The sequence below is a fragment of the Cupriavidus sp. SZY C1 genome (genome assembly GCF_032190535.1).
GTDB classification, from domain to species: domain Bacteria; phylum Pseudomonadota; class Gammaproteobacteria; order Burkholderiales; family Burkholderiaceae; genus Cupriavidus; species Cupriavidus pauculus_C.
This window is the reverse complement of sequence record NZ_JAUANU010000011.1, coordinates 44,914-66,747: the sequence shown is the minus strand read 5'-3', so window position 1 is coordinate 66,747 and position 21,834 is coordinate 44,914. Positions and strand designations below refer to the sequence as shown.

The 21,834-nt window shown below is 69.0% G+C and carries 19 protein-coding genes; 3 read left to right on the top strand and 16 right to left on the bottom strand.

What is annotated here, in order from left to right; all coding sequences use genetic code 11:
* Positions 1-45: 45 nt before the first annotated feature.
* The 5 genes from QTN24_RS17465 to QTN24_RS17445 all read right to left on the bottom strand — a co-directional run bounded on the left by QTN24_RS17465 (position 46) and on the right by QTN24_RS17445 (position 6,911).
* Complete coding sequence (locus QTN24_RS17465) at positions 46-1,683, bottom strand: PAS domain-containing methyl-accepting chemotaxis protein (RefSeq protein WP_124685951.1); 1,638 nt, start codon at positions 1,681-1,683, stop codon at positions 46-48.
* A gap of 70 nt (positions 1,684-1,753) precedes the next feature.
* The gene (locus tag QTN24_RS17460) at positions 1,754-2,242 is read right to left on the bottom strand and encodes a chemotaxis protein CheW (RefSeq protein ID WP_124685950.1); all 489 of its coding nucleotides are present in this window, start codon (positions 2,240-2,242) and stop codon (positions 1,754-1,756) included.
* A gap of 169 nt (positions 2,243-2,411) precedes the next feature.
* Complete coding sequence (locus QTN24_RS17455) at positions 2,412-2,795, bottom strand: response regulator (protein WP_124685949.1); 384 nt, start codon at positions 2,793-2,795, stop codon at positions 2,412-2,414.
* Positions 2,796-3,018: 223 nt separating this feature from the next.
* The gene (locus QTN24_RS17450; protein ID WP_124685948.1) at positions 3,019-4,995 is read right to left on the bottom strand and encodes a putative bifunctional diguanylate cyclase/phosphodiesterase; all 1,977 of its coding nucleotides are present in this window, start codon (positions 4,993-4,995) and stop codon (positions 3,019-3,021) included.
* Positions 4,996-5,141: 146 nt separating this feature from the next.
* Complete coding sequence (locus tag QTN24_RS17445) at positions 5,142-6,911, bottom strand: methyl-accepting chemotaxis protein (protein WP_313838613.1); 1,770 nt, start codon at positions 6,909-6,911, stop codon at positions 5,142-5,144.
* 554 nt (positions 6,912-7,465) lie between these two features.
* On the opposite strand from QTN24_RS17445, the gene QTN24_RS17440 reads away from it, so the two are divergent.
* Positions 7,466-7,777, top strand: a complete 312-nt coding sequence (locus tag QTN24_RS17440) for an H-NS family nucleoid-associated regulatory protein (protein ID WP_124685946.1) — start codon at positions 7,466-7,468, stop codon at positions 7,775-7,777.
* A 67-nt stretch (positions 7,778-7,844) separates the two neighbouring features.
* Here QTN24_RS17440 and galE read toward each other — a convergent pair whose 3' ends face one another.
* Positions 7,845-8,864: a UDP-glucose 4-epimerase GalE gene (gene galE / locus QTN24_RS17435; RefSeq protein WP_313838612.1), complete on the bottom strand. Its 1,020-nt coding sequence runs from the start codon at positions 8,862-8,864 to the stop codon at positions 7,845-7,847.
* Between the two features lie 105 nt (positions 8,865-8,969).
* Positions 8,970-10,034: a tyrosine-type recombinase/integrase gene (locus QTN24_RS17430; RefSeq protein WP_313838611.1), complete on the bottom strand. Its 1,065-nt coding sequence runs from the start codon at positions 10,032-10,034 to the stop codon at positions 8,970-8,972.
* A 188-nt stretch (positions 10,035-10,222) separates the two neighbouring features.
* Here QTN24_RS17430 and QTN24_RS17425 point away from each other — a divergent pair, with 188 nt between their 5' ends.
* Positions 10,223-11,212 (top strand): NAD(P)H-dependent flavin oxidoreductase, encoded by a 990-nt coding sequence (locus QTN24_RS17425; protein WP_124685943.1) that lies wholly within the window; start codon positions 10,223-10,225, stop codon positions 11,210-11,212.
* A gap of 77 nt (positions 11,213-11,289) precedes the next feature.
* On the opposite strand, the gene QTN24_RS17420 is transcribed toward QTN24_RS17425, so the two are convergent.
* Together QTN24_RS17420 and QTN24_RS17415 are read right to left on the bottom strand one after the other, a co-directional pair.
* Complete coding sequence (locus QTN24_RS17420; RefSeq protein WP_124685942.1) at positions 11,290-11,865, bottom strand: PadR family transcriptional regulator; 576 nt, start codon at positions 11,863-11,865, stop codon at positions 11,290-11,292.
* A gap of 98 nt (positions 11,866-11,963) precedes the next feature.
* Positions 11,964-12,188 (bottom strand): hypothetical protein, encoded by a 225-nt coding sequence (locus QTN24_RS17415; protein ID WP_313838608.1) that lies wholly within the window; start codon positions 12,186-12,188, stop codon positions 11,964-11,966.
* A 20-nt stretch (positions 12,189-12,208) separates the two neighbouring features.
* On the opposite strand from QTN24_RS17415, the gene QTN24_RS17410 reads away from it, so the two are divergent.
* Positions 12,209-12,424, top strand: coding sequence for a hypothetical protein (locus QTN24_RS17410; RefSeq protein ID WP_124685941.1), 216 nt, complete (start codon positions 12,209-12,211; stop codon positions 12,422-12,424).
* A 176-nt stretch (positions 12,425-12,600) separates the two neighbouring features.
* On the opposite strand, the gene QTN24_RS17405 is transcribed toward QTN24_RS17410, so the two are convergent.
* The 7 genes from QTN24_RS17405 to QTN24_RS17375 form a co-directional block, all read right to left on the bottom strand.
* Complete coding sequence (locus QTN24_RS17405; RefSeq protein WP_313838604.1) at positions 12,601-13,605, bottom strand: tripartite tricarboxylate transporter substrate binding protein; 1,005 nt, start codon at positions 13,603-13,605, stop codon at positions 12,601-12,603.
* Positions 13,606-13,700: 95 nt separating this feature from the next.
* Positions 13,701-14,432 carry an SDR family NAD(P)-dependent oxidoreductase gene (locus QTN24_RS17400; protein ID WP_124685939.1) on the bottom strand — a complete coding sequence of 244 codons (732 nt, stop codon included), beginning with the start codon at positions 14,430-14,432 and terminating at the stop codon, positions 13,701-13,703.
* A gap of 195 nt (positions 14,433-14,627) precedes the next feature.
* Positions 14,628-15,830, bottom strand: coding sequence for a 3-oxoadipyl-CoA thiolase (gene pcaF / locus QTN24_RS17395; protein WP_313838602.1), 1,203 nt, complete (start codon positions 15,828-15,830; stop codon positions 14,628-14,630).
* A 28-nt stretch (positions 15,831-15,858) separates the two neighbouring features.
* Positions 15,859-16,506, bottom strand: a complete 648-nt coding sequence (locus QTN24_RS17390; RefSeq protein ID WP_313838601.1) for a 3-oxoacid CoA-transferase subunit B — start codon at positions 16,504-16,506, stop codon at positions 15,859-15,861.
* Between the two features lie 20 nt (positions 16,507-16,526).
* On the bottom strand, positions 16,527-17,210 hold the full coding sequence (locus QTN24_RS17385) for a 3-oxoacid CoA-transferase subunit A (RefSeq protein WP_313838600.1): 684 nt from the start codon (positions 17,208-17,210) through the stop codon (positions 16,527-16,529).
* Between the two features lie 344 nt (positions 17,211-17,554).
* Positions 17,555-20,608 (bottom strand): SMC family ATPase, encoded by a 3,054-nt coding sequence (locus tag QTN24_RS17380; protein ID WP_313838598.1) that lies wholly within the window; start codon positions 20,606-20,608, stop codon positions 17,555-17,557.
* The gene (locus QTN24_RS17375; RefSeq protein ID WP_124685934.1) at positions 20,605-21,750 is read right to left on the bottom strand and encodes an exonuclease SbcCD subunit D; all 1,146 of its coding nucleotides are present in this window, start codon (positions 21,748-21,750) and stop codon (positions 20,605-20,607) included. Before QTN24_RS17375 ends, QTN24_RS17380 begins: the two co-directional genes overlap by 4 nt.
* Positions 21,751-21,834 lie beyond the last annotated feature (84 nt).

Below are 21,834 nucleotides of genomic sequence, written 5' to 3'. Positions count from 1 at the left end.
TATGAAAGCCCGGCCACCCTGCGGCGCGCGGGCCTGCTCCCCACTTCAGCCAGCCACATGCGCCAGCGCCGCCACGCCGCGCGGGCGCGCGGGCCGGACCTCGGCCTGCGTGCTCACGCGGAACGTGGAGATCGACTCGCGCAGGCGCTCGGCCTGTTCCTCCAGTGCGCCGGCCGCGGCAGCGGCCTGCTCCACCAGCGCGGCGTTCTGCTGCGTGCCTTCGTCCATCTGCGCCACCGCCTCGTTCACCTGTTCGATGCCCGCGCTCTGCTCGGCCGATGCCGAACTGATGTCGCCCATGATGTCGGTCACGCGCTTCACGGCCTGGACGATCTCGTCCATCGTCGCGCCAGCCTCGCTGACCTGCGCGGCGCCGTTTTCCACGCGCGCCACGGTGTTGCCGATCAGCCCCTTGATTTCCTTGGCCGCATTGGCGCTGCGCTGGGCCAGGCTGCGCACCTCGCCCGCCACCACGGCAAACCCGCGGCCCTGTTCGCCGGCCCGCGCCGCTTCCACGGCCGCATTCAGCGCCAGGATGTTGGTCTGGAACGCGATGCCCTCGATCACGCCGATGATGTCTACGATCTTGCGCGACGCCTCGTTGATGTCCTGCATGGTGTGCACCACGCGCCCCACGGCCTCGCCGCCGCGCAGCGCGGTCTCGGAAGCGTTGGCGGCCAGCCCGCTGGCCTGCCGCGCGTTGTCGGCGTTCTGGCGCACCGTGCCGGTCAACTGCTCCATGCTCGACGCGGTTTCCTCCAGCGACGCGGCCTGCTGCTCGGTACGCTGCGACAGGTCGTTGTTGCCCGCCGCCACCTGGTGCGTGGCCGTGGAGATGCTGGTCATGCCTTCCTGGATGTCATGCACCACTGACAGCAGGCTGCGCTGCATCGTGCGCATTGCACGCGCCAGCGCGCCCACCTCGTCGGCGGCCTTGTGTTCGAACGTCGTGGTCAGGTCGCCGGCGCCCATGCGCAACGCGAAGTCGAGCATCTCGCTCACGGGCCGCTCCACGCGCGCCACCAGCAGCGCGCCCGACGCCATCGACGACAGCACGGCCAGCGCGAACGCGCCCCACAGCCACGGCCACAGTTGCGCGGCGGCCTCGGCCGACATCCAGTGCACGCCGCCCAGCGCCGCGAGGAACCAGGCCAGACCGGCCGCCTGCGCCCAGAGGATGCGCCGGCGCAGCGTCAGCCGCGTGAGCCGGCCGAACAGCCCCGCCACGCCGGTGCGCACCACGGCGCCATCGCGGATCGCCAGGCCGGCGGCGCGGTTTTCGCGGAAGCGCCGGTAGGCCGCGTCGGCGGCCTCGATCTGCTCGCGCGTGGCCATCGAGCGCACGGACGTGTAGCCGATGATGCGGCCGTCCACGCGCGTGGCGGTCACGGTGGCCTGCACCCAGTAGTAGTCGCCGTTCTTGCGGCGGTTCTTGACGATGCCGACCCAGGACTTGCCGGCCTGGATCGATGCCCAGAGGTCGGCAAACGCTTCCGGCGGCATGTCGGGATGGCGCACGAGGTTGTGCGGCGCGCCCAGCAGCTCGGCCGCCGGGAAGCCGCTGGTCTCCACGAACGCCCGGTTCGCGAAGGTGATCCGCCCCTTGAGGTCGGTCCGCGAGATCAGGTAATCGTCCGGCGAGAGCAGGTGCTCGTGCTGCGTGACTGGCTGGTTGTTGCGCATTGCTGTGTGGCGGCTCTGGGGCCTGGCCCGCCGCGTCGGCGCGGGCCGGGCCGCGGGTTGGTCGGGGGGTTCAGGCGGTGCCGGCGGCGGCGTCCAGCGCCGCGAGGTCGTCGACGTTCATCAGCTTCTCGATGTCGGCCAGGATCAGCATGCGGCCTTCGAGCGAGCCGAGCCCGCGGATGTATTCGGTTTCCACGCCGCCGGACAGCGCCGGCGCGGGCTTGATCTGCGACGCGGTCAGCGTCAGCACGTCGGACACGCCGTCAACCACGATGCCGGTGGTGCGTTCATGGATATCGACGATGATCACCACGGTGTACTGGTCGTAGCTGATCTGGGCCTGGCGGAACTTGATGCGCAGGTCGATGATCGGGACGATGGTGCCGCGCAGGTTGATCACGCCCTTCAGGTAGTCAGGCGCGTTGGCGATCTGCGTGACCGATTCGTAGCCACGGATTTCCTGGACCTTGAGGATGTCGATGCCGTATTCCTCGCGGCCCAGCCGGAAGGCCAGGAATTCTTCGCCCGCGCCGTCCGCGCGGCTGTTGCTGGTGTTCATGTTGCCCCCGCTGGCAAGGTTGGTCGTGGCCGGGGTAGCGTGCCCCTGGCTGCTGGCGACCCGAGGCGGCACCCGGCGCGGCCCCATGGGCCCGGCCGGACCACCTGCTATGGCCCTCCAGTATTTACGGCAGGCGGCGGGGTGAATTAAGCACGACTTCGTGCCCGGATTACCCCTCCGTGGGAGGGTCCAGCAGCGCGTGGACCGACGCCATCAGCTCTTCGGGGTCGAACGGCTTGGCCAGGAAGCCCGAGGCACCGGCCTCGCGGGCCTGGTCCAGGATGCGGCTGTCGTGCTCGGTCGACAGCATCAGGATGGGGATGGCGGCGTAGGCCGGCGTGGCGCGTAGCGCGCGGATCAGCGACAGGCCGTCCATGCCGGGCATGACCTGGTCGGTCACCAGCATGCCGAACCCGCCCTCCATCGCCACCTCGTGCGCTTCCTTGCCGTCGGCCGCCTCGGTGACCGTGAATCCGCCCGCGCGCAGGCAGGCAACGGTCATGCGGCGCAGGGACGGCGAATCGTCGACGACGAGGATGTGCGGAAGGGACATCGGTGACTCCAGAAGCGGTGGGTCCGCCAGTGCCAAGGCAATGCGGCCGGCGACGGACAGGCCAGCTGGCTGGCGCGCGCCAATGCCGGCACGCGCCACTGCCCTGTCCTTTCCATATCGACACGCCAGCGCCGCGCTTTAGCGTTGGCGGGGCAAAGTTGACAATTTTTCACGTTCGCGGCGGTTTCGGCGGTTCCGGCAATGGGCGGACCGGCCCCGGCAGCTACGCCCGCAGCCGCTGGGCGCCGGCCATCAGCTCGGCAAAGGCCGGCACGTCGAGCGGCATGGCCATCAGGTAGCCCTGCACCTCGTCGCAGCCCATGTCGTGCAGGATTTCCAGTTGCGACGCCGATTCCACGCCCTCGGCCACCACCTTCATGCGCAGTTCGTGCGCCAGCGCCACCATCGACCCGACGATGGCCCGGCCCTGCGGGTCGGCGTCCAGCCCGCCGATCAGCGTGCGGTCGATCTTCAGCGTGCCCACCCGCAGCCGCTTCAGGTAGCCCAGGCTGGAATAGCCGCTGCCGAAGTCATCCAGCGCCACGTGGATGCCCAGCGACTGCAGCTCCGCCAGCGTCTCCATCGACTTGCCGATGTCCTTCATGGCCGCCGTCTCGGTAATTTCCAGCGTGATGGCCGACGGCGGAATGTCGTGCTGGTGGATCTGTTCGAGCAGGTACTGCGGGAAATTGCGGCTGGCAAAGCGCAGGCCGGACACGTTGATGGCCACCGGCACCGTCGGCAGCCCGGCGTCCTGCCACTGGCGCACCTGCGCGCAGACCGTGGAGATGACCCAGTCGTCAAGCTTGTCGATCTGGCCCGACTGCTCGGCCACCATGATGAATTCGGCCGGATTCACGGGCCCCAGCGTCGGATGGCGCCAGCGGCACAGCGCCTCGGCGCCCACCACGCCGCGCGACTTCACGTCGTACTTGGGCTGGTAGACCAGCGACAGGGCGTCGTCCTGGATGGCGGGCCAGAGGTCGCGGCGAATTACCCGCATGCGGCGCGCGCGCTCGCCGGCGGCCGAATTGAAGACGCGCATCTGGTTGGACCCGCTTTCGCGCGCCTCGGACAGGCTCACGCGCGCGGCCTGCATCAGCGACTCCGACGTAGCCGCGTCGCGCGGGTAGATCGCGATGCCGATGTTGACGCCGATCTGCATCTGCAGCCCGCGCGCGGCCACGAATTCGGACAGCGACCCCAGCACGCGGGCGCCCACGTCGTGCGCGCGGCTGTGCTGCACCAGTTCGGGCACGCCCACGGCAAATTCGTCGCGCGCCAGCCGGGCCAGGAAGTGGTGCGGCTCCAGCGCGGCCTGCGCCAGCGCGCCGGCGTCCTGCGCCAGGATGTCGTCGGCGCGGACTTCGAAGACTTCGTCCACCTCGCGGAAATCGGCGATATGGATCAGCAGCACCGCGCAGGCGGTTTCCGACAGCCGCGCGTGCGCGATGGTCTGGTCCAGCCAGCGCGCAAACGCGGTGCGGTCGGGCAGTTCGGTGCTGACGCTGTATTCGCCCACGGGCGGCTGGCCCCGGCCCGGCGAGCGCACGGTCAGGCCGCCCATGCGGCCATGGGCGCGGCGCACCACGCGCGACTCGCCGCCGCGCCCGGCCGCCGGATGATCGTCGATGGCGTCATCGGGCAGCGCCATGTCGCCGAACGCGCCCGCCCACTTGCGCGACTGCAGCCGGTGCATCGCGTAAAGCCCCGAGCAGAGCAGCGCCAGCCCGCCGGCCAGCCACGCCGGCCCGTGCACGCCGGCCGCATCGAGGCAGCCGCGCGGCGACATCGACAGCCCGCCGCACGCCCGGCCCAGCCGCGCGCCGGCCACGGCCACCAGCCCGGCGCCGGCCAGCATCGCCGTGGCGATGGCCAGTTGCCAGCCCCGGCCGCCGTGGCGCGTCCACTGCACCACCGGCGCCAGCAGGTTCGACGCCGCCACGCTGGCGGCCAGCGTGGCGGCGAACGTGGCCGCCATCTCGGCGCCCTGGTTGGCGGCGCTGATCGTGCCGGAACCGAGCGTCACCCAGAGCGGCATGCCGGTCGTGGTCTGCGACATCAGCGCGGCGGACCAGCCCAGCGACCGGACCGCCTTGCGCCCCGGCTCGCCGTCCGCTTTGGCCGCGCGCAGCCACAGCGCGGCCGCTACGCCGAGCGTGGCCGCAAGCAGCAACAGGAGGGTATTCGTGGCAATCATCGGGGGGGCGCGAAGAATGACGGCAGCGGCGCGGCGGACAACAGGATGCGGGATGGGAAAAACCCCGCATCATGGCATCCCGCGCGCGTGCTGTGAACCTGGAACCGCGTGGCAGTCTGTCCTGTCTTGTATCGGTCCGGAAACAATCAGAAGGCAGCCCAGTCGTCGTCGGCCGATCCGCCGCCCGGCTGGTTCATCGCGGGACGCAGCAGCTTGGGCTCGCGGGCCGTGCGGACCACGGGCTGACGCTTGGCGGCCGGGCGGGCCGGTACCTTGGCAGCCGGGGCAGCCTTGGGCGCGGCCGGGGCTGGGGCCGGGGCCAGACGGGCCGGGGCAGCCAGCTGGCGCGTCGCGCCGCCGTCGGATGCCAGCGAGAACACCGACACCACGCTCTTCAGCTTCTGCGCCTGTTCTTCCAGCGCGCCGGCCGCGGCGGCGGCTTCTTCCACCAGCGCCGCGTTCTGCTGCGTTACCTGGTCCATCTGCGATACGGCCTGGTTCACCTGCTCGATGCCGGTGGTCTGCTCCTGCGACGCCGCGCTGATCTCGTTCATGATGTCCGTCACGCGGCGCACGGCCTGCACGATCTCGCCCATCGTCTGGCCGGCCTCGGCCACGAGCTTCGTGCCGCTTTCCACGCGCTGGCCGGACTCACTGATCAGCGACTCGATTTCCTTGGCGGCGTTGGCGCTGCGCTGGGCCAGGCTGCGCACCTCGCCCGCCACCACGGCAAAGCCACGGCCCTGCTCGCCGGCGCGGGCCGCTTCCACGGCCGCGTTCAGCGCCAGGATGTTGGTCTGGAACGCGATGCCCTCGATCACGCCGATGATCTCCACCACCTTGCGCGACGCGCCGTTGATCTCGTTCATCGTGTCCACCACGCGGCCCACCACGTCGCCGCCCTTCATGGCGATCTGCGATGCCTCGCCGGCCAGCATGCCGGCCTGGCGCGCGTTGTCGGCGTTCTGCCGCACGACCGTGGTCAGTTCCTCCATGCTCGCGGCGGTCTGCTCCAGCGACGCGGCCTGTTCCTCGGTGCGCTGCGAGAGGTCGGTGTTGCCCGCGGCGATCTGCTTGGTGGCGGATGCGATCGAATCGGTCCCGCCGCGCACTTCGGACACGATGCCGGACAGGCTGTCCTGCATCTTCGCCAGCGCCTGCATCATCCGGCCAATCTCGTTCTTCGACATGCTGCTGATGTGCGACGTCAGGTCGCCGCCGGCCATGCGCTCGAACACGGTCAGCGCCTCTTCCACCGGGCGCACGATGGCGCGGTGGAGCATCACGGCGGCGCCGATGGCAATGGCGATGCCGGCGACGATCAGCACGATCGCCATCATCCGGATCGTCTCGAAGCGCGACTGGGCCGACTCGAAGCTCGTCCTGGCCGCTTCCATCTGGAATTTTTCGAGCTTGTCGTGCGCGGAGGCCATGCTGCGCTGCAGCTCGGGCATCACGTCGCGCGCCAGCTTCAGCGATTCTTCACGGTTGCCGGCGGTCAGCGCCTGCTGCCACCTGGCCACGCCTTTCTCGAAGAAGTCCTGGCGCTTGGCGGCCAGCGCGCTGGACAGCACCTTTTCCTCGTCGTTCTGCGGCAGGGCCATGTAGCGCTTCCAGCCGCGCTCGGACGATTCGATGAACGTCTTGGAGCGGTCGACGTGCTTCTGCATGTCGTCGCCCTCGCTGCCCGGCATGACGGTGCGGTCCAGCGCCAGGCGCAGGCGGGTGGTGCCGACCATGGCCTCGGCCAGCGCCTGCGACGACGCCAGCTGGTTCGTGTAGGTCTCCCTCAGCGCATCATTGGACTGGGAAATGCCATGCAGTCCCGCGCCGCCCACAAGCAGCAGGATGGCCCCGAGCAAGGCCATGGCGCCCCGCAGGAGGGTCTTGATCTGGATATTCTGGTGAAAGGACATGATGTGCTGACCATTAGGAGATAACCCGGAGCCACTCCCCTGCCCCGGTCCGGCAGACCGACACCCCGTACGGCCTGCTCAGGACTCGATAACGGTCGGCTGGCAACCTTACTTGAGTTGCGCGGCAAATCGATTTCGGGTATGGCGCGTGATGCACTTGGATTCCCGCCAGCCCGATTAAACACCGCTGCCGCGCCAACGCGCCATTTGCCCCGGCGGTAATGAAAATCCTTGAAGACTGTATTCAGCGCCTGCTGAATCCGCGCTTTGAATGGCGGCCCGCCAATGGCAAACGGCGGAATTGTCTGATGGCGCCGGCCCGTACCGGCACCGCAAGGCTGGCGCCCCATGGGACGCGCGTTTGCGGATGGGCCGCGCATTTTGCGCTCGCCCGGGCTGACTTTGTCGTCCGATATAAGTTCAGTAATTCTTCGTTATTGAGAATTTTCGCAAAATGCGGGTCTGGCGCCTTAAAGCATTTGCAGCCCGGCCGTCTATGGTAATAAAATGCTTTGCGTCAATTCACGGACCCACCAGTAAATCGAGGGATACAAATGGCGACATATCAGGAAATCGTTCAGAAAATCAGCGAACTGCAGAAGCAGGCCGAAGAGATCAAGGCACGCGAACAAGCGTCCGTGATTGCCGAGATTCGCGAGAAAATCGAACAATTTGGCCTGACCGCCGAAGACCTGGGATTTGGCGGCAAGGCCGCGGCCGGCAAGAAGGCGCCGGTGGCCCGCAAGGTGCCGGTCCGTTACCGCGACAGCGCCGGCAATACCTGGACGGGCCGCGGCAAGCGCCCGGGCTGGCTGACCCAGGCCCTGGCCAACGGCAAGTCGATGGAAGACTTTCTGATTCGCTGATCTCCGCCGCCACGCGGGATCATAAAAAAACCGGGCTTCCGCCCGGTTTTTTATTGGCTGCGTCGATTCAGTTCGCAAACCCCATCGGATTCATCGACTGCCAGCGCCAGGAATCCTCGCACATGCGGTCGAGGTCGTGCCGGGCACGCCACCCGAGCAGCGACTGGGCCAGCGACGGATCGGCGTAGCACGACGCGATATCGCCGGGCCGCCGGTCGACGATCTGGTACGGCACCGGGCGCCCGCTGGCACGTTCGTAGGCCTTCACTACCTCCAGGACGCTGTAGCCACGGCCGGTGCCGAGGTTGACCGTGACGCCGCCGGTGTGGTCGCGCAGGTAGTTCAACGCCGCCACGTGGCCGTCGGCGAGGTCGCAGACGTGGATGTAGTCGCGCACGCCGGTGCCGTCCACGGTTGGGTAGTCGTCGCCATAAACACTGAGTTTCTCCCTGCGCCCGCCGGCCACCTGGGCCACGTACGGCATCAGGTTGTTGGGAATACCGCCCGGGTCTTCGCCGATCAGCCCGCTTTCATGCGCGCCGACCGGATTGAAATATCGCAAAAACGCGATGCGCCATTCCGGATCCGATTTTTCGAGATCGCGCAGGATCTGCTCGCCCATCAGTTTGGTCTGGCCGTAGGGATTCGTGGCCGACAGCGGGAAATCTTCCAGAATCGGCACGGTATGCGGATTGCCATACACGGTGGCCGACGAACTGAAGACCAGCTGCTTGACGCCGGCCGCCTGCATGGCGCTGCACAGCGTAATCATCCCTTCGAGATTGTTACCGTAATACGCCAGCGGCTGGCTGACCGATTCCCCCACGGCCTTGAGCGCCGCGAAATGGATGGCGCCCGTGATGTCGTGCTCGGCAAACAGGCGGTCCAGCAGCGCGCGGTCGCGCACGTCACCCTCGACAAATTGCGGCGTGGTGCCGGTAATGCGGGCCAGGCGGTTCACGACCTCGCGGTTACTGTTGCAAAGATTATCGAGCCCGATCACCTGATAGCCAGCGGCATGGAGCGCCAGCCAGGTGTGGGAAGCGATATATCCGGTTGCGCCAGTGAGCAATAGGGTTTGAGCCATGGAGATATTGAGATCGGATTTGTGTCGATGCCGGCGGCAAATGGCCGGCCGGCACCCATCTTAACCGAGCGATATTACGACCGCCTCGTCCGTTTGTACGGTCGTCTACATTTCCCGCCCGGTCCGTTCGGGCTGCCGGGCCATCAGCGGCAGGCCAGCCCGCGCCTGCCAGGCTTCGTAGGCCGCATGGAGCCGCCAGCCCGATTCCAGGTCGCGCATGCCCAGCAGTTGCGCCACGGCAGCCGGCGTTGCGCCGGCATCGAAGTGCATCGCCCCGCACGTATTGCGCAGCGTCTGCGGCGATGCCCGCTCGCTGCGCCCGGCCAGCACGCCAGCTTCCTCCAGCAGGATCTCGACCCGCCGATAGACCGACGCCGCGTGCATGGGCCGGCCGTTGGCCATGGCCGGGAAGACCAGGTCGCCGAGCGTGTCGGCGGCCGCCCGCAAGGCCAGCCACTGGCGCAGCGGCGCGCGGGCAAAGCCGAATAGCGGCACCGTGTACGCGCGGCCGTTGTCGGGCCGGACCATCCGGATCGACATGGCACCGTCGTTGACCCGTTTGATGGACTCGATGCGCAACGCGCGCACCTCGCCCACCTTGAGCCCGCCGCCCAGCAGCACGGCCAGCAGCGCCACGTCACGCGCGCGCTTCCACGCCGTCGGCGAAATGCCATCCTTGCCCGCCTTGCCCTCCCGCTCGGCCGGCAGCCCCGGCGCAAGGATGCGCGCCACCAGCAGGTCACGCTCGCCGGGCAGCAGGAAGGCGGTCGGATCGTTCTCGCCCTCGACCAGATGCGACTTCACGGCCTGGCTGGCCGGGTTGTGCAGGTTCTGCTGCAGCGAGGCCAGGTGGTGGAAGATCCGCTCTATCAATCTGGCGTAGCGATAGCGATGGCGCTTGTGCAGGTCCTGGGCGTCCAGAAACGCGCCGATCTGGGCCGCCGACCATTTCAGCGGCGGCAGGCCCTGCTCGCCCGACCAGCGCAGCAGCTTGCCCCACATCGCCCGGTAGACGACGGCCGTGCCGGGGCGGAAACCATGGTGCGCCAGCCAGCCATCGAACGCGCGCTCGGGCTGGCCATACCACGCCGCCAGGTCGGCGTCGAACAGGTCGTCGGGAACCGGCTTCGGCCCGTTGGCCGGGACACCGTCGGTCGCGGGGTGAGTCACCACTGATCTCCTGCTTGGCGCGTCGCAATCCGCTCATTGTAGACAAAGCGCCACTGGCAGCCGGACGCCTGCGCGGAAATGTCCTGCCAACGAGTTGCACGATGCGCGGGCACCGTGATACCTTGCCAGCCATCATGCAACTAGTTGCATAGTTGCATTCGCTCCGATGTGACCCCGAAGGAACCGTCATGGCCATTCCCGCCTTGCTGCAAAACCTGTCGCTGCCGGCCGTCTGCTCGCCGCTGTTCATCATTTCCAACCCGGACCTCGTGATTGCCCAGTGCAAGGCCGGCGTGGTCGGCTCGTTCCCGGCCCTGAACGCCCGGCCGGCCGAGAAGCTGTCGGAATGGCTGGACCGCATCACGACCGAACTGGGCGAGCACGACGCCAAGCACCCGGACCGTCCCGCCGCGCCGTTCGCCGTGAACCAGATCGTGCACAAGTCGAACGACCGGCTCGAACACGACCTGGAACAGTGCGTGCGCTACAAGGTGCCGATCGTGATCACGTCGCTGGGCGCGCGCGCCGAGGTCAACGACGCCGTGCACGGCTACGGCGGCATCGTGCTGCACGACGTGATCAACAACAAGTTCGCCCGCAAGGCAATCGAGAAGGGTGCCGACGGCCTGATCGCCGTGGCAGCCGGCGCGGGCGGCCATGCCGGCACGCTGTCGCCGTTTGCGCTGCTGCACGAGATCCGCGAATGGTTCGATGGCCCGCTGCTGCTGTCGGGCGCCATTGCCAGCGGCGACGCTGTGCTGGCCGCGCAGGCCGCCGGCGCCGATCTGGCCTACATCGGCTCGGCCTTCATCGCCACGCTGGAAGCCAACGCCCAGGACGCCTACAAGCAGATGATCGTCGACAGCACGGCCGACGACATCATCTACTCGAACCTGTTCACCGGGGTGCACGGCAACTACCTGCGCGAAAGCATCGTGCGGTCGGGCCTGGACCCGGAGGCGCTGCCGACGTCGGACGCCTCGGCCATGAACTTTGGCTCGACCCGCGTCAAGCCGTGGAAGGATATCTGGGGTGCCGGCCAGGGCGTGGGCGCCATCAAGCGCGTGGTGCCGGCCGCCGAGCTGGTGCGCCGGTTTGTGGAAGAGTACGCGCTGGCCCGCCGCCGCCTGGGCCTGGCCCCGGCCGAAGCGGCCGCCCGCGCCGCCAGCGTGGCCTGATCCCGCTCACTGGCTGACTGGCTCACTCGCTTGCCCGCGCCGGCCATGCCGGCGGCGGGCGCCAGCCCCACCCGGTCTCAGCCGGGCTTACGCAGCATCGGCAGCAGTTCCCGCCCCCACTTCACCCAGTCCTCCTGGAACCGGATGCCGCGCATCAGCAGCGCGTACTGGATCTGCTGGCGCCGGTCCAGCGTCCCCGCGAAATCCTTGCTTTCGATGCGCCGGTAGAGCGCCAGCCGCTCCTCGTGCAGCGCGATCAGCCGCAGCATTTCCTGGTCCAGCCCCAGCGGCCCGATTGCAGCATCTGCACGTAGCTTGACCAGAATTTCCTCACGCTGGTCCAGCCCGGCACCGGGCGCCAGCACCCATCGCACCAGTTCCTCGCGGCCGGCCGGCAGCACGTAGTACACCTTCTTGCGGCTCTTCTTCTCGCTGCCGCCGGCGGCGTCCGCCGGCTCGGCCACCGGCGCCTCGCGCGCGGGGTCTTCGGCCGAGATCCAGCCCAGTTCGGCCATGCGGCCCAGTTCGCGGTAGATCTGCTGGTGCGTGGCGTGCCAGAAGTAGCCGATGGACTTGTCGAACCGGCGCGCCAGGTCGTAGCCCGACGATGGCTTTTCGATCAGGGAAATCAGGAGCGCGTGCTGGGTCGACATTCGCCGGAGCGTCCAGTGAGCCCGGTTGGCATGGAGATTGCTGCCTAGTGCCGGGAATGTTCAGGGTGGCGCTATGGTAACCCGCAAGTCGGGGCCCGTCATGCCGTTAACCCCTTGGACGCGCCGAGCGGCTGGCCACGAAGGGAGACATCTTCCGATATCGACCGCCGCGGTGGAATTCTGAAATATGACAAGAAAGTCAATTGTCCTGAAACTGATTTAAAAAAATCGAAATGGCTTTTCGCGACCGCCTGCAATACATTCCAGACATTGTTACCCGCATGCGCGCGCCTTTTGTTTGCCGGCCCAACGTTCAGCGCCATGCGTCTCAAGGGAGTCGTCGATGAACGCAAGACCGGAAATTTCCGAAGGCACGTCGGCGGGCGATATCTCCGCCTCCGTCAGTGCGGCGCGCGCCCGTGCCGGTGCGGCGCCGATTTATTACCGGCTGCCGGACACCCCGGACGGCCACCACATCAAGGAATACGCCAGCGGCCTGCGGCAGCTGGTGCGCTTTGTCGGCGTGGAAGAACAGGTCGTCAAGTACAGCTTGTTCTGACCTGGTACCCGCCGACGGCGCCAACGCTTGTCTCCTCCTGTCCTCCACGGACCTGGGATTTAAACCCGCGATGATCTCGCGGGTTTTTTTTCGCCCCGGCGCGGCGCCCAATGCAAAACGGCCGCCGGGCAAGGCACCCGGCGGCCGTTTCAGTACAGCAAGCTACGTGGGAGCGATCAGTCCACCGTCGCGCCCGACGCCTTCACGACCTTGGCCCACTTGGCGGCCTCGGACTTCATGAACGCGGCCAGCTGGGCCGGCTTCTCGGGGTTGGCTTCGGCGCCCTGCTCGGCCATCTGCTTCTTCACTTCCGGCATGGCCAGGATCTTGACCACTTCGGCGTTCAGGCGGTCGACGATCGGCTGCGGCGTGCCGCCGGTGGCGTACAGCGCGAACCACGACGTGGCTTCATAGCCCGGCACGCCGGCTTCGGCCACGGTCGGCACGTCCGGCAGCGCCGGCGAACGCTTGCCCGACGTCACGGCCAGCGCGCGCAGCTTGCCAGCCTTCACGTGCGGGTACGACGACGGCAGGTTGTCGAACATCAGGCCGATCTGGTTGCCCAGCAGGTCATTCACGGCCGGGGCGCTACCCTTGTACGGAATGTGCTGGATGTGCAGGCCGGTCATCGAGTTGAACAGCTCGCCCGACAGGTGCATCGACGAACCGCTGCCCGACGAACCGTACGACAGCTTGTCCGGGTTCGCCTTCACGTAGGCGATCAGTTCCTTGACGTTGTGGACCGGCACCTTCGGGTTCACCACGACGATGTTCGGCACCATGGCCACGCGCGTGATCGGCGCGAAATCCTTGACCGGGTCGAACGGCAGCTTCGAGTACAGCGACTGGTTGATCGCGTGCGTGCCGATGGTGCCCATGAACAGCGTGTAGCCGTCGGCCGGGGCCTTGGCGGCCAGCGACGCGCCGATGTTGCCGCCGGCGCCCGGACGGTTGTCCACCACCACGGACTGGCCCAGCGCCTTGCCCAGTTGCAGGCTGACGATACGCGCCAGGATGTCGGTGGTGCCACCGGCCGAGAACGGCACGATCATCGTGATCGGCTTGGTCGGATAGTTGCCCTGCGCCTGCGCGCCCGTCATGACGGCAAAGCCGGCGGCCATGGCCACGCCAGCGGCCAGCAGGCGTCTGCGCGCCTTCGAGGTTTGGTTGATGATGCTCATCTTGTGCTCCAGGAGTTTGATGCACGCCCGGCGGCCCCGCCGCGGGCGCAATGCTTGTGTATCGCTATTCCACCCCGTGCCTCGGGGCGGGCAACTTATACGGGCGCCACCCCCAGCGTGGTTCCGCCGCAGACGTACAGCACCTGTCCCGTCACGAAACCATTCTCGGGGGCGAGGAAGAACAGCGAGGCACGCGCCACATCTTCCGGCGTTCCCATTCTCTTCACGGCGATGCTTGCCAGGATGCGCCGTGTCTGTTCGCTGCCCTCCGGATTGCTCCGTCGGAACAGCTCGGTGGCGATGGGACCCGGTGCCACGGCGTTGACGGTGATACCGTCGCCGCCCAGCTCCATCGCCAGCGTTCGGGTCATGCCAACCAGCCCGGCCTTGGCCGCGGAATACACCACGCGCTCGGGCTTGCCCAGCGCCGCGCGCGAGGCCATGTTGACGATACGTCCAAAGCCGGCCGCGCGCATCGCGGGCAGGCAGGCCTGGGTCAGCAGCATCGTGGCCTGCAGCGTCAGGCCCACGACATAGTCCAGATCGGCCGCCGTGGCCGTGTCGGCCGTGCCGGGCCGCGTGGCGCCGGCGTTGTTCACGAGCCGCGTCACCGCGAACTGCGCGGTCACCTGCTCGCCCACCGCGCGCGTGGCGTCGGCATCGGTCAGGTCGGCCTGGAAGAAGGTCATGTTGGGGTGCGACCACGTCGGCGCTGCATAGTCGACATTGATCACACGGGTCACGCCGTCGGCGAGCAGCATCTCGGCAATGGCACGGCCGATACCGGAACTGGCGCCAGTCACAAGCGTGGCAACGGGAAGGGACATCTCGATACTCCGCACCGGCCGCCCAGGGCGCCGGGTCAGTCAAAAAAGATGCGGCCGGACCGGCGAGCCCGTCGGCCTGGCCGCAATGCTCTACCTCGTTGGGGAAGAGACACTACCTGGACTTCCCATCCGGGTTAACGGCAGGAAGCGAGGGGAAGTTGAGTGGCCTCAGGGCGGCTCAAGACCCCAATTACCTCAAACCCGCTCGATCACCATTGCGATGCCCTGGCCCACGCCGATGCACATCGTGCACAGCGCAAAGCGGCCGTTGGTGCGTTCGAGCTGGTACAGGGCGGTGGTCACCAGGCGCGCGCCGCTCATGCCCAGCGGGTGGCCCAGGGCGATGGCGCCGCCGTTCGGGTTCACGCGCTTGTCGTCGTCGGCCACGCCCAGTTCGCGCAGCACGGCCAGGCCCTGCGCCGCGAACGCCTCGTTCAGTTCGATCACGTCGATCTGGTCCAGCGACATGCCCAGTTGCTTCATCAGCTTCTGCGTGGCCGGTGCCGGGCCGATGCCCATCACGCGCGGTGCCACGCCGGCCGTGGCCATGCCGACGATGCGGGCGCGCGGCTTCAGGCCGTGCTGCTTCAGGCCCGCCTCGCTTGCCAGCAGCAACGCGCAGGCGCCGTCGTTCACGCCCGACGCATTGCCCGCCGTCACGGTGCCGTCCGGGCGCACCACGCCGCGAAGCTTGGCCAGCGCTTCCATGCTGGTGGCGCGCGGGTGCTCGTCACGGTCCACCACGATCGGGTCGCCCTTCTTCTGCGCGATGGTGACCGCGGTGATTTCCTGCGCCAGCGTGCCGTCGGCCTGGGCGCGCGACGCCTTTTCCTGGCTGCACAGCGCCATCAGGTCCTGGTCCTCGCGGCTGATCTTGTAGTCGGTGGCCACGTTCTCGGCCGTCTCCGGCATCGAATCCACGCCGTACGCGGCACGCATGGCCGGGTTGATGAAGCGCCAGCCGATGGTGGTGTCGAAGATCTCGGCCTGGCGCGAGAACGCCGACGTGGCCTTGCCCATCACGAACGGGGCGCGGCTCATGCTTTCCACGCCGCCCGAGATCATCAGGTTGGCTTCGCCCGACTTGATCGCCCGCGCGGCCGTGCCGGTGGCGTCCATGCCCGAGCCGCACAGGCGGTTGATCGTCGCGCCCGGCACTTCCTGCGGCAGCCCGGCCAGCAGCAGCGACATGCGCGCCACGTTGCGGTTGTCCTCGCCCGCCTGGTTGGCGTTGCCGAAGATCACGTCGTCGATGGCCTTCCAGTCCAGGTTGGCATTGCGGGCCATCAGGGCCTTCAGGGGCACCGCGCCCAGGTCGTCCGCGCGCACGGCCGACAGGCTGCCGCCGTAACGGCCGATGGGGGTGCGGATGGCGTCAACGATGAATGCGTCGCTCATGTTCTGTCTCACTCGTCTGGGGTGGATATCAGGCGGCTACGGCCTGCTTCAGGGGCACGCCGGTCAGGCGTTGCAGTTCGTCGAACGACAGGCCGTCGACCAGGTCGCGCGCCACCAGGCCGTCCGGCGTCACGTCGATGGTCGCCAGGTCCGTGTAGATGCGGGTCACGCAGCCGATGCCGGTCAGCGGGTAGGTGCACTCGGGCACGATCTTGCTCTCGCCCTGCTTGGTCTGGTGTTCCATCATCACGAACACCTGCTTGGCGCCGATAGCCAGGTCCATCGCGCCGCCCACGGCGGGGATGGCGCCGGGCGCGCCGGTGTGCCAGTTGGCCAGGTCGCCGCGCTCGGACACCTGGAAGGCACCCAGCACGCAGAAGTCCAGGTGGCCGCCGCGCATCATCGCGAACGAATCGGCATGGTGGAAGTACGAGCCGCCGGCCTTGATCGTCACCGGCTGCTTGCCGGCGTTGATCAGGTCGCCATCTTCCTGGCCGGCCACGGGCGCCGGGCCCATGCCGAGCAGGCCGTTCTCGCTATGCAGCAGGATCTCGCGGTCGGCGGGCAGGTGGTTGCCGACCAGGGTGGGCAGGCCGATGCCGAGGTTCACCACGGCACCTTCCGGAATGTCTTTGGCCACGCGGGCGGCCATCTGGTCGCGGGTCAGGCGTTGCATGTCTCTATCTCCTTCTGCGCTCAGGCGGCCTTGGCGGCGGCGCCGCCGACCTTGACCACGCGCTTGACGAACAGGCCCGGCGTGACGATGTGCTCGGGGTCCATCTCGCCCAGTTCCACGACGTTGCTGACCTGCACGATGGCGCACTTGGCGGCCATCGCCATGATCGGGCCGAAGTTGCGGGCCGTCTTGCGGTAGGTCAGGTTGCCCCAGCGGTCGGCCGTGTCGGCCTTGATCAGCGCAAAGTCGGCATGGATCGGGCTTTCGAACACGTAGCCCTGGCCGTCGATGATGCGCGTTTCCTTGCCTTCGGCCAACGGGGTGCCGTAGGCCGTGCGCGTGAAGAACCCGCCGATGCCGGCACCGGCGGCGCGGATGCGCTCGGCCAGGTTGCCCTGCGGCACCAGTTCCAGCTCGATCTCGCCCGCATGGTAGAGCGAATCGAACACGTACGAATCCACCTGGCGTGGGAACGAGCAAATGATCTTGCGCACGCGCTTGGTCTTCAGCAGCGCGGCCAGGCCGGTGTCGCCGTTGCCGGCGTTGTTGTTGACGATGGTCAGGTCGCGCGCGCCCTGGGCGATCAGCGCGTCGATCAGTTCGGCAGGCATGCCCGCCAGGCCAAAGCCGCCGATCAGGATCGTGGCGCCATCGTGGATGCCGGCCACCGCCGCTTCCACCGAGTCATATAGCTTGTTGATCACTTGCGTTCCAGTACGGAAGGGTCCGGCGTCGCACCGGAGCTGGCCGCAAGATGGGCGGCACGCAAAGTCGTCTCCGGGCAGGCTGCGCGAACGGGCGTCCCGAGGATTTCCAGGACAGGGTCCAACAATCTTGCAGTTGTCTTGATGAGCCGTCTTGCGGCGGCCTATGTGAAAGGTCCGCGATCAAACCATGGAGCTATCGTACAGCTATCGCACAGCGCTGTTCGCTATACGAACTCCAATTCGCAGAATGAACAAAGGTTACCGCCCCCGCCCGCGTCCCGCAATAAGGGTTGGCGCGACGAGGGCGATAATCGGACACGGGACGTTTTGCAGCGCAGCAATCAGGGCAGGCGCAGCACCGCCTGGCTGCCGGCCACGCCGGGGCGCACTTCGAGCCGCACGTCGATGCGCTCGCGCAACTCCGCCACATGCGAAATGATGCCCACCAGCCGCCCGGTCTGCTGCAGGTCCAGCAGCGTGCGGATGGCGAAGTCCAGGCTCTCCGGATCGAGCGTACCGAAGCCTTCGTCGACGAACAGCGTGTCGAGCTGGATGCCGCCGGCGCGCGACTGCACCACGTCGGCCAGCCCCAGCGCCAGCGAGAGCGACGCCAGGAAGCCCTCGCCGCCCGACAGCGTATTGGCCGGCCGCGTGACCCCGGTATCGTGGTCGAACACCTCCAGGTCCAGCCCGCCGGCCATGCGCTGGTCGCCCTGCTCGCGCACGCGCTGCAGCGCGTAGCGGCCCCGGCTCATGCGCAGCAGCCGCAGCGACGCCGCCTCCAGCACCTCGTCCAGCAGCGTGGCCAGCACAAAGCGCTGGAACGTCATGCGGCGCGGATTGTTGCCGTTGGCCACTTCCGACAGCCGGCCCAGCACCGCGTAGCGCGTTTCCACCTCGCGGCCCTCGGCGGCCAGCGATTCCACCTGGCCCTTGCATTGCAGCAGCGCATCGCGCGCGGCCGCCACCTCGCTGCGCTGGCGGATCGCGTTTTCCAGCCGCACCGCCGCCTCGTCGCGCGCGGCCAGCAGCGCCGGCAGGTCGGGCAATGGCAGCGCCTGGGCAAGCGCGGCCGTGCGGGCGCGCCATTCGGCCGCCCGGGCAATCTCCACATCGAACGCGCGGATCGCGTCGTCCAGTGCGGCCATCTCGGCCTCGGGCAGGAAGGCGGCGGCGTAGGCCGCGTCGTCGTCGAACCCGGCCGCTGCCATGGCCGATGCCAGCGCGGCCTCGCGCTCCTGCACGCGGGCGTCGGCCTGCGTGGCGTTGTCGCGCGCCGATGCCAGCGCGGCGGCCGTGGCCGCCTGCAACGCCACCGCATCGCGCTCGGCACCCTGCGCGGCCTGCAAGGCCGCTTCCAGCGCGCCCGATTCGCGGCGCGCCGCCTCGATCGCCACGGTCATCGCGTCGGGGTCGCGCGATGCCTCGGGCACCTGCGCGCAGTGGGCCTGCCATTCGCCGTCCAGCCGCGCGTGCTCCTGCGTGGCGGTGCGCACGGCCACGTCGGCCGCCTGCGCCGCCGCCTCGGCCGCCTCGCGCGCGGTGCGGGCCTGGGCCAGTTGCTCGCCCAGCGTCGCCGCGCGCTGCGCGGCCTGTGCGGCGCGTGCCACCGCCTGCGCCAGTTCGGCGATCTGCGTGTCCAGCGCCTGCGCGCCGGCGGCCGAGACATCGCCGGCCGCCTCGGCCAGGTCCACCAGCCGCGCCTCGCACTGCGCCACCTTCGCCCCGGCGTCCTGGCAGGCGGCCGTGGCCTGCGCCAGGCGGTCCTCGTCGCGTTGCAAGGCCAGCCGCGCGGCATCCAGGTCGTCGTCGCTGACCAGCGCCAGCGTCTGCTGGGCCAGTGCGGGATGGTCCTTGCCGCCGCAGACCGGACATGCCTCGCCACGCTTCAGGCTGCCGGCCAGCCGCGCGGCCTGGCCGTGGCGCCAGTCCACCTCGGCCTGCCGCACGGCGGCGCGCGCCGCGTCGCGCGCGTCGGCGGCGCTGCGGCGGGCCGCCTCGTGCGTGGCCAGCGCGGCGCGCAGCGGCGCCAGTTCGGCTTCACGTTGCCGATACCGGGCCACGCGCGCGGCACGTTCGCGCGCCTGCGCCAGTTGCAGCTCCAGCGCCTGCAGCCCGGCCGCGTCGTGGCGCGCCTGTTCGAACTGGGTTTCGCACGTCTTCAGCGTGGCGGCGGCGGCCCCGAACGCTTCGATCCGCTGCGTGCAGACCGACTGCGCCATCGCCAGCGCGGTGCCGGCCTGTGCCACTGCGTTGCGCAGCACACCGAGCTTGCGGGCCTGCGGCAACAGGTGTTCGAGCGTGGCCACGGTGCGTTGCGCGGCGGTGCGGGCGTCATGGCGCGACAGCTCGGCACGCAGCGCGCGCGCGGCGGCTTCGGCCTGCTGCGCGGCCCGCGCGGCCGATGCCTCGGCCTGGGCCTGGGCGGCCCGGGCGGCGGCCTGGTCCTGCCGCGCCGCCTGCAGGTGCTGCACGGCCGGCGTGACCTGTGCCGCGCGGCGCGCCGCCAGCAGCCGCGCGCGGTCGGCATCGACGCCAGCGGCCCGGGCGGCCAGTACCGCGTGGGCGCCTTCGGCTTCCTGCCACGCCTTGATCTGGGTGTTTTCGAGTTCGCCCTTGCGCAGCGACGCCTGGGCGGCCTCGCTGGTCGCGCGCGCCACATCCTCGCGGCGCTGCAACTCGGTGAGCGTGCCCTGCAAGTCGTCGATGCGCGCGCCCAGCGCCTCCACCGACGCCATCTGGTGCTGGTCCAGCAGCGCCTTGCGGCGCACGGCGATGTCCTCGGCCTCGCGGCGGATGCTGGCGGCCTGCTCCTTGAGCTGCTCCTCCACGCGCCGGTACAGCTCGGTGTGGAACAGCCGCTCCAGAATGCCCTGGCGCGCGCGGGAATCGGCGGTCAGCAGTTCGCGAAAGCGCCCCTGCGGCAGCACGATGACCTGCCGGAACTGGGCGCTGTCGAAGCCCAGCAGGTCGCGCACGGCGTCGCTGACGCGGTTCGGCTGGCTCGCGTGGCTCTTCCACTGGTCGTCCAGCAGCACGTCCAGCTGCGCCTTGGCGGCCTCCTTGACGAAACCGCCGGCTGCGCGCTGGCTCGGCCGGTCCTGCGTGGGCGAGCGCGTCACGCGGTAGTGCATCGGCCCCAGGCCGAATTCCAGCGTCACCTCGGTGCGCAGCGCGGGGTCGGCGTTGGCGCTGCGCATGTCCTGCGCGGTGCGCTCGCCGCCCGACGTGTCGCCATAGAGCGCAAAGCAGATGGCGTCGAGCAGCGTGGTCTTGCCCGCGCCGGTCGGGCCGTGGATCAGGAAGAACGCCTGGTCCCCGAGCCGCGTGAAATCGATGGTCTCCGTGGCGGCAAACGGGCCGAACGCCTGCAACTTCAGGTACAGCGGTTTCATGCCGATTCCCTTTCCGAAGCCTCCATGCCAGCCAGTAGATGGTCGAGCGCGCGGCGCTGGTCGCCGTCCAGGTCCGCGTCAGCGACCTCGCGGAAGAAATGCGCGAACAGCGTGCCGGTGTCCAGCTCGCGCATGCGGCGGCCGCTCTCGCCGGCCTGGCCGCTGCGCGCCAGCACGGCCCGCTCGATCGCCAGCGCGTTCGGGTACGCCTCGCGCAGCCGTGCCATCGGGTCCAGCAGCGCGCCGGCATCGGTCAGCACGGCGTACACGTAGTCGTCGCGGCGCGGGTCGGCGGCGCCGGCCTGCACCAGGTGCGCCAGTTCGCCAGTCAGGATGCGCAGGTCCCGGCGCGGCTGCAGCGCGATGGCTTCGATGCGCACGCCGCCGTTCTGGTCCAGTTCCACCAGTGACACGGTCTTGTGGTGATCGGCTTCCGACAGCGAATACTTGAGCAGCGACCCCGCGTAGTGGATGCGCCCGCCGATGGTCTGCGGCCGGTGCAGGTGCCCCAGCGCGACGAAATCGAAGCCGTGGAACAGGTCGGCGGCCACCGCGCCGCTGCCGCCCACCGACAGCGGCCGCTCCGACTCGCTGACCGCCCCGCCCACCACGAACGCATGACCCACCGCCACGGCGCGCACGCCCGCCGGATGGCTGGCGCGGATCGCATCGAGCTGCGCGCCCAGCGCGGCCTCGTGCGAGCCCAGGTCGATGCCCAGCGCGTCACGCACGGTCGCCGGCTCCGCGTACGGCAGCGCGTAGATCCGCACGTCGCCGTGGGCGTCGCGCAGCGTCACCGACGACGCGGCGGGGCCGGTGCGGCCGGCCACGTGCAGCCCGCGCGCCGACAGCAGCCGCGCGCCGAAGTCCAGCCGCTGCGCGCTGTCGTGGTTGCCCGCGATCATCACCACCGGCACGCCGGCTTCCACCACGATGCGCGCCAGCACGTCGTCCAGCAGCGACACCGCCTCGGGCGGCGGCACCGCGCGGTCGTACACGTCGCCGGCAATCAGCACGGCATCGGGCCGCACGTCGCGCACCAGCGCCACGAACTGGTCGAGCACGTGCGCCTGGTCCTCGATCAGGCTGCGGGCATGGAAGAGCCGACCCAGATGCCAGTCGGCGGTGTGGAGAAAACGCAATTCGGATCCTTCGGCGCGGTGGCGCAGGGAGCACGGCCGGGCCGCGCGGTCCCGCATCATAACGCCCGCGCGCCGGCGCCCGGC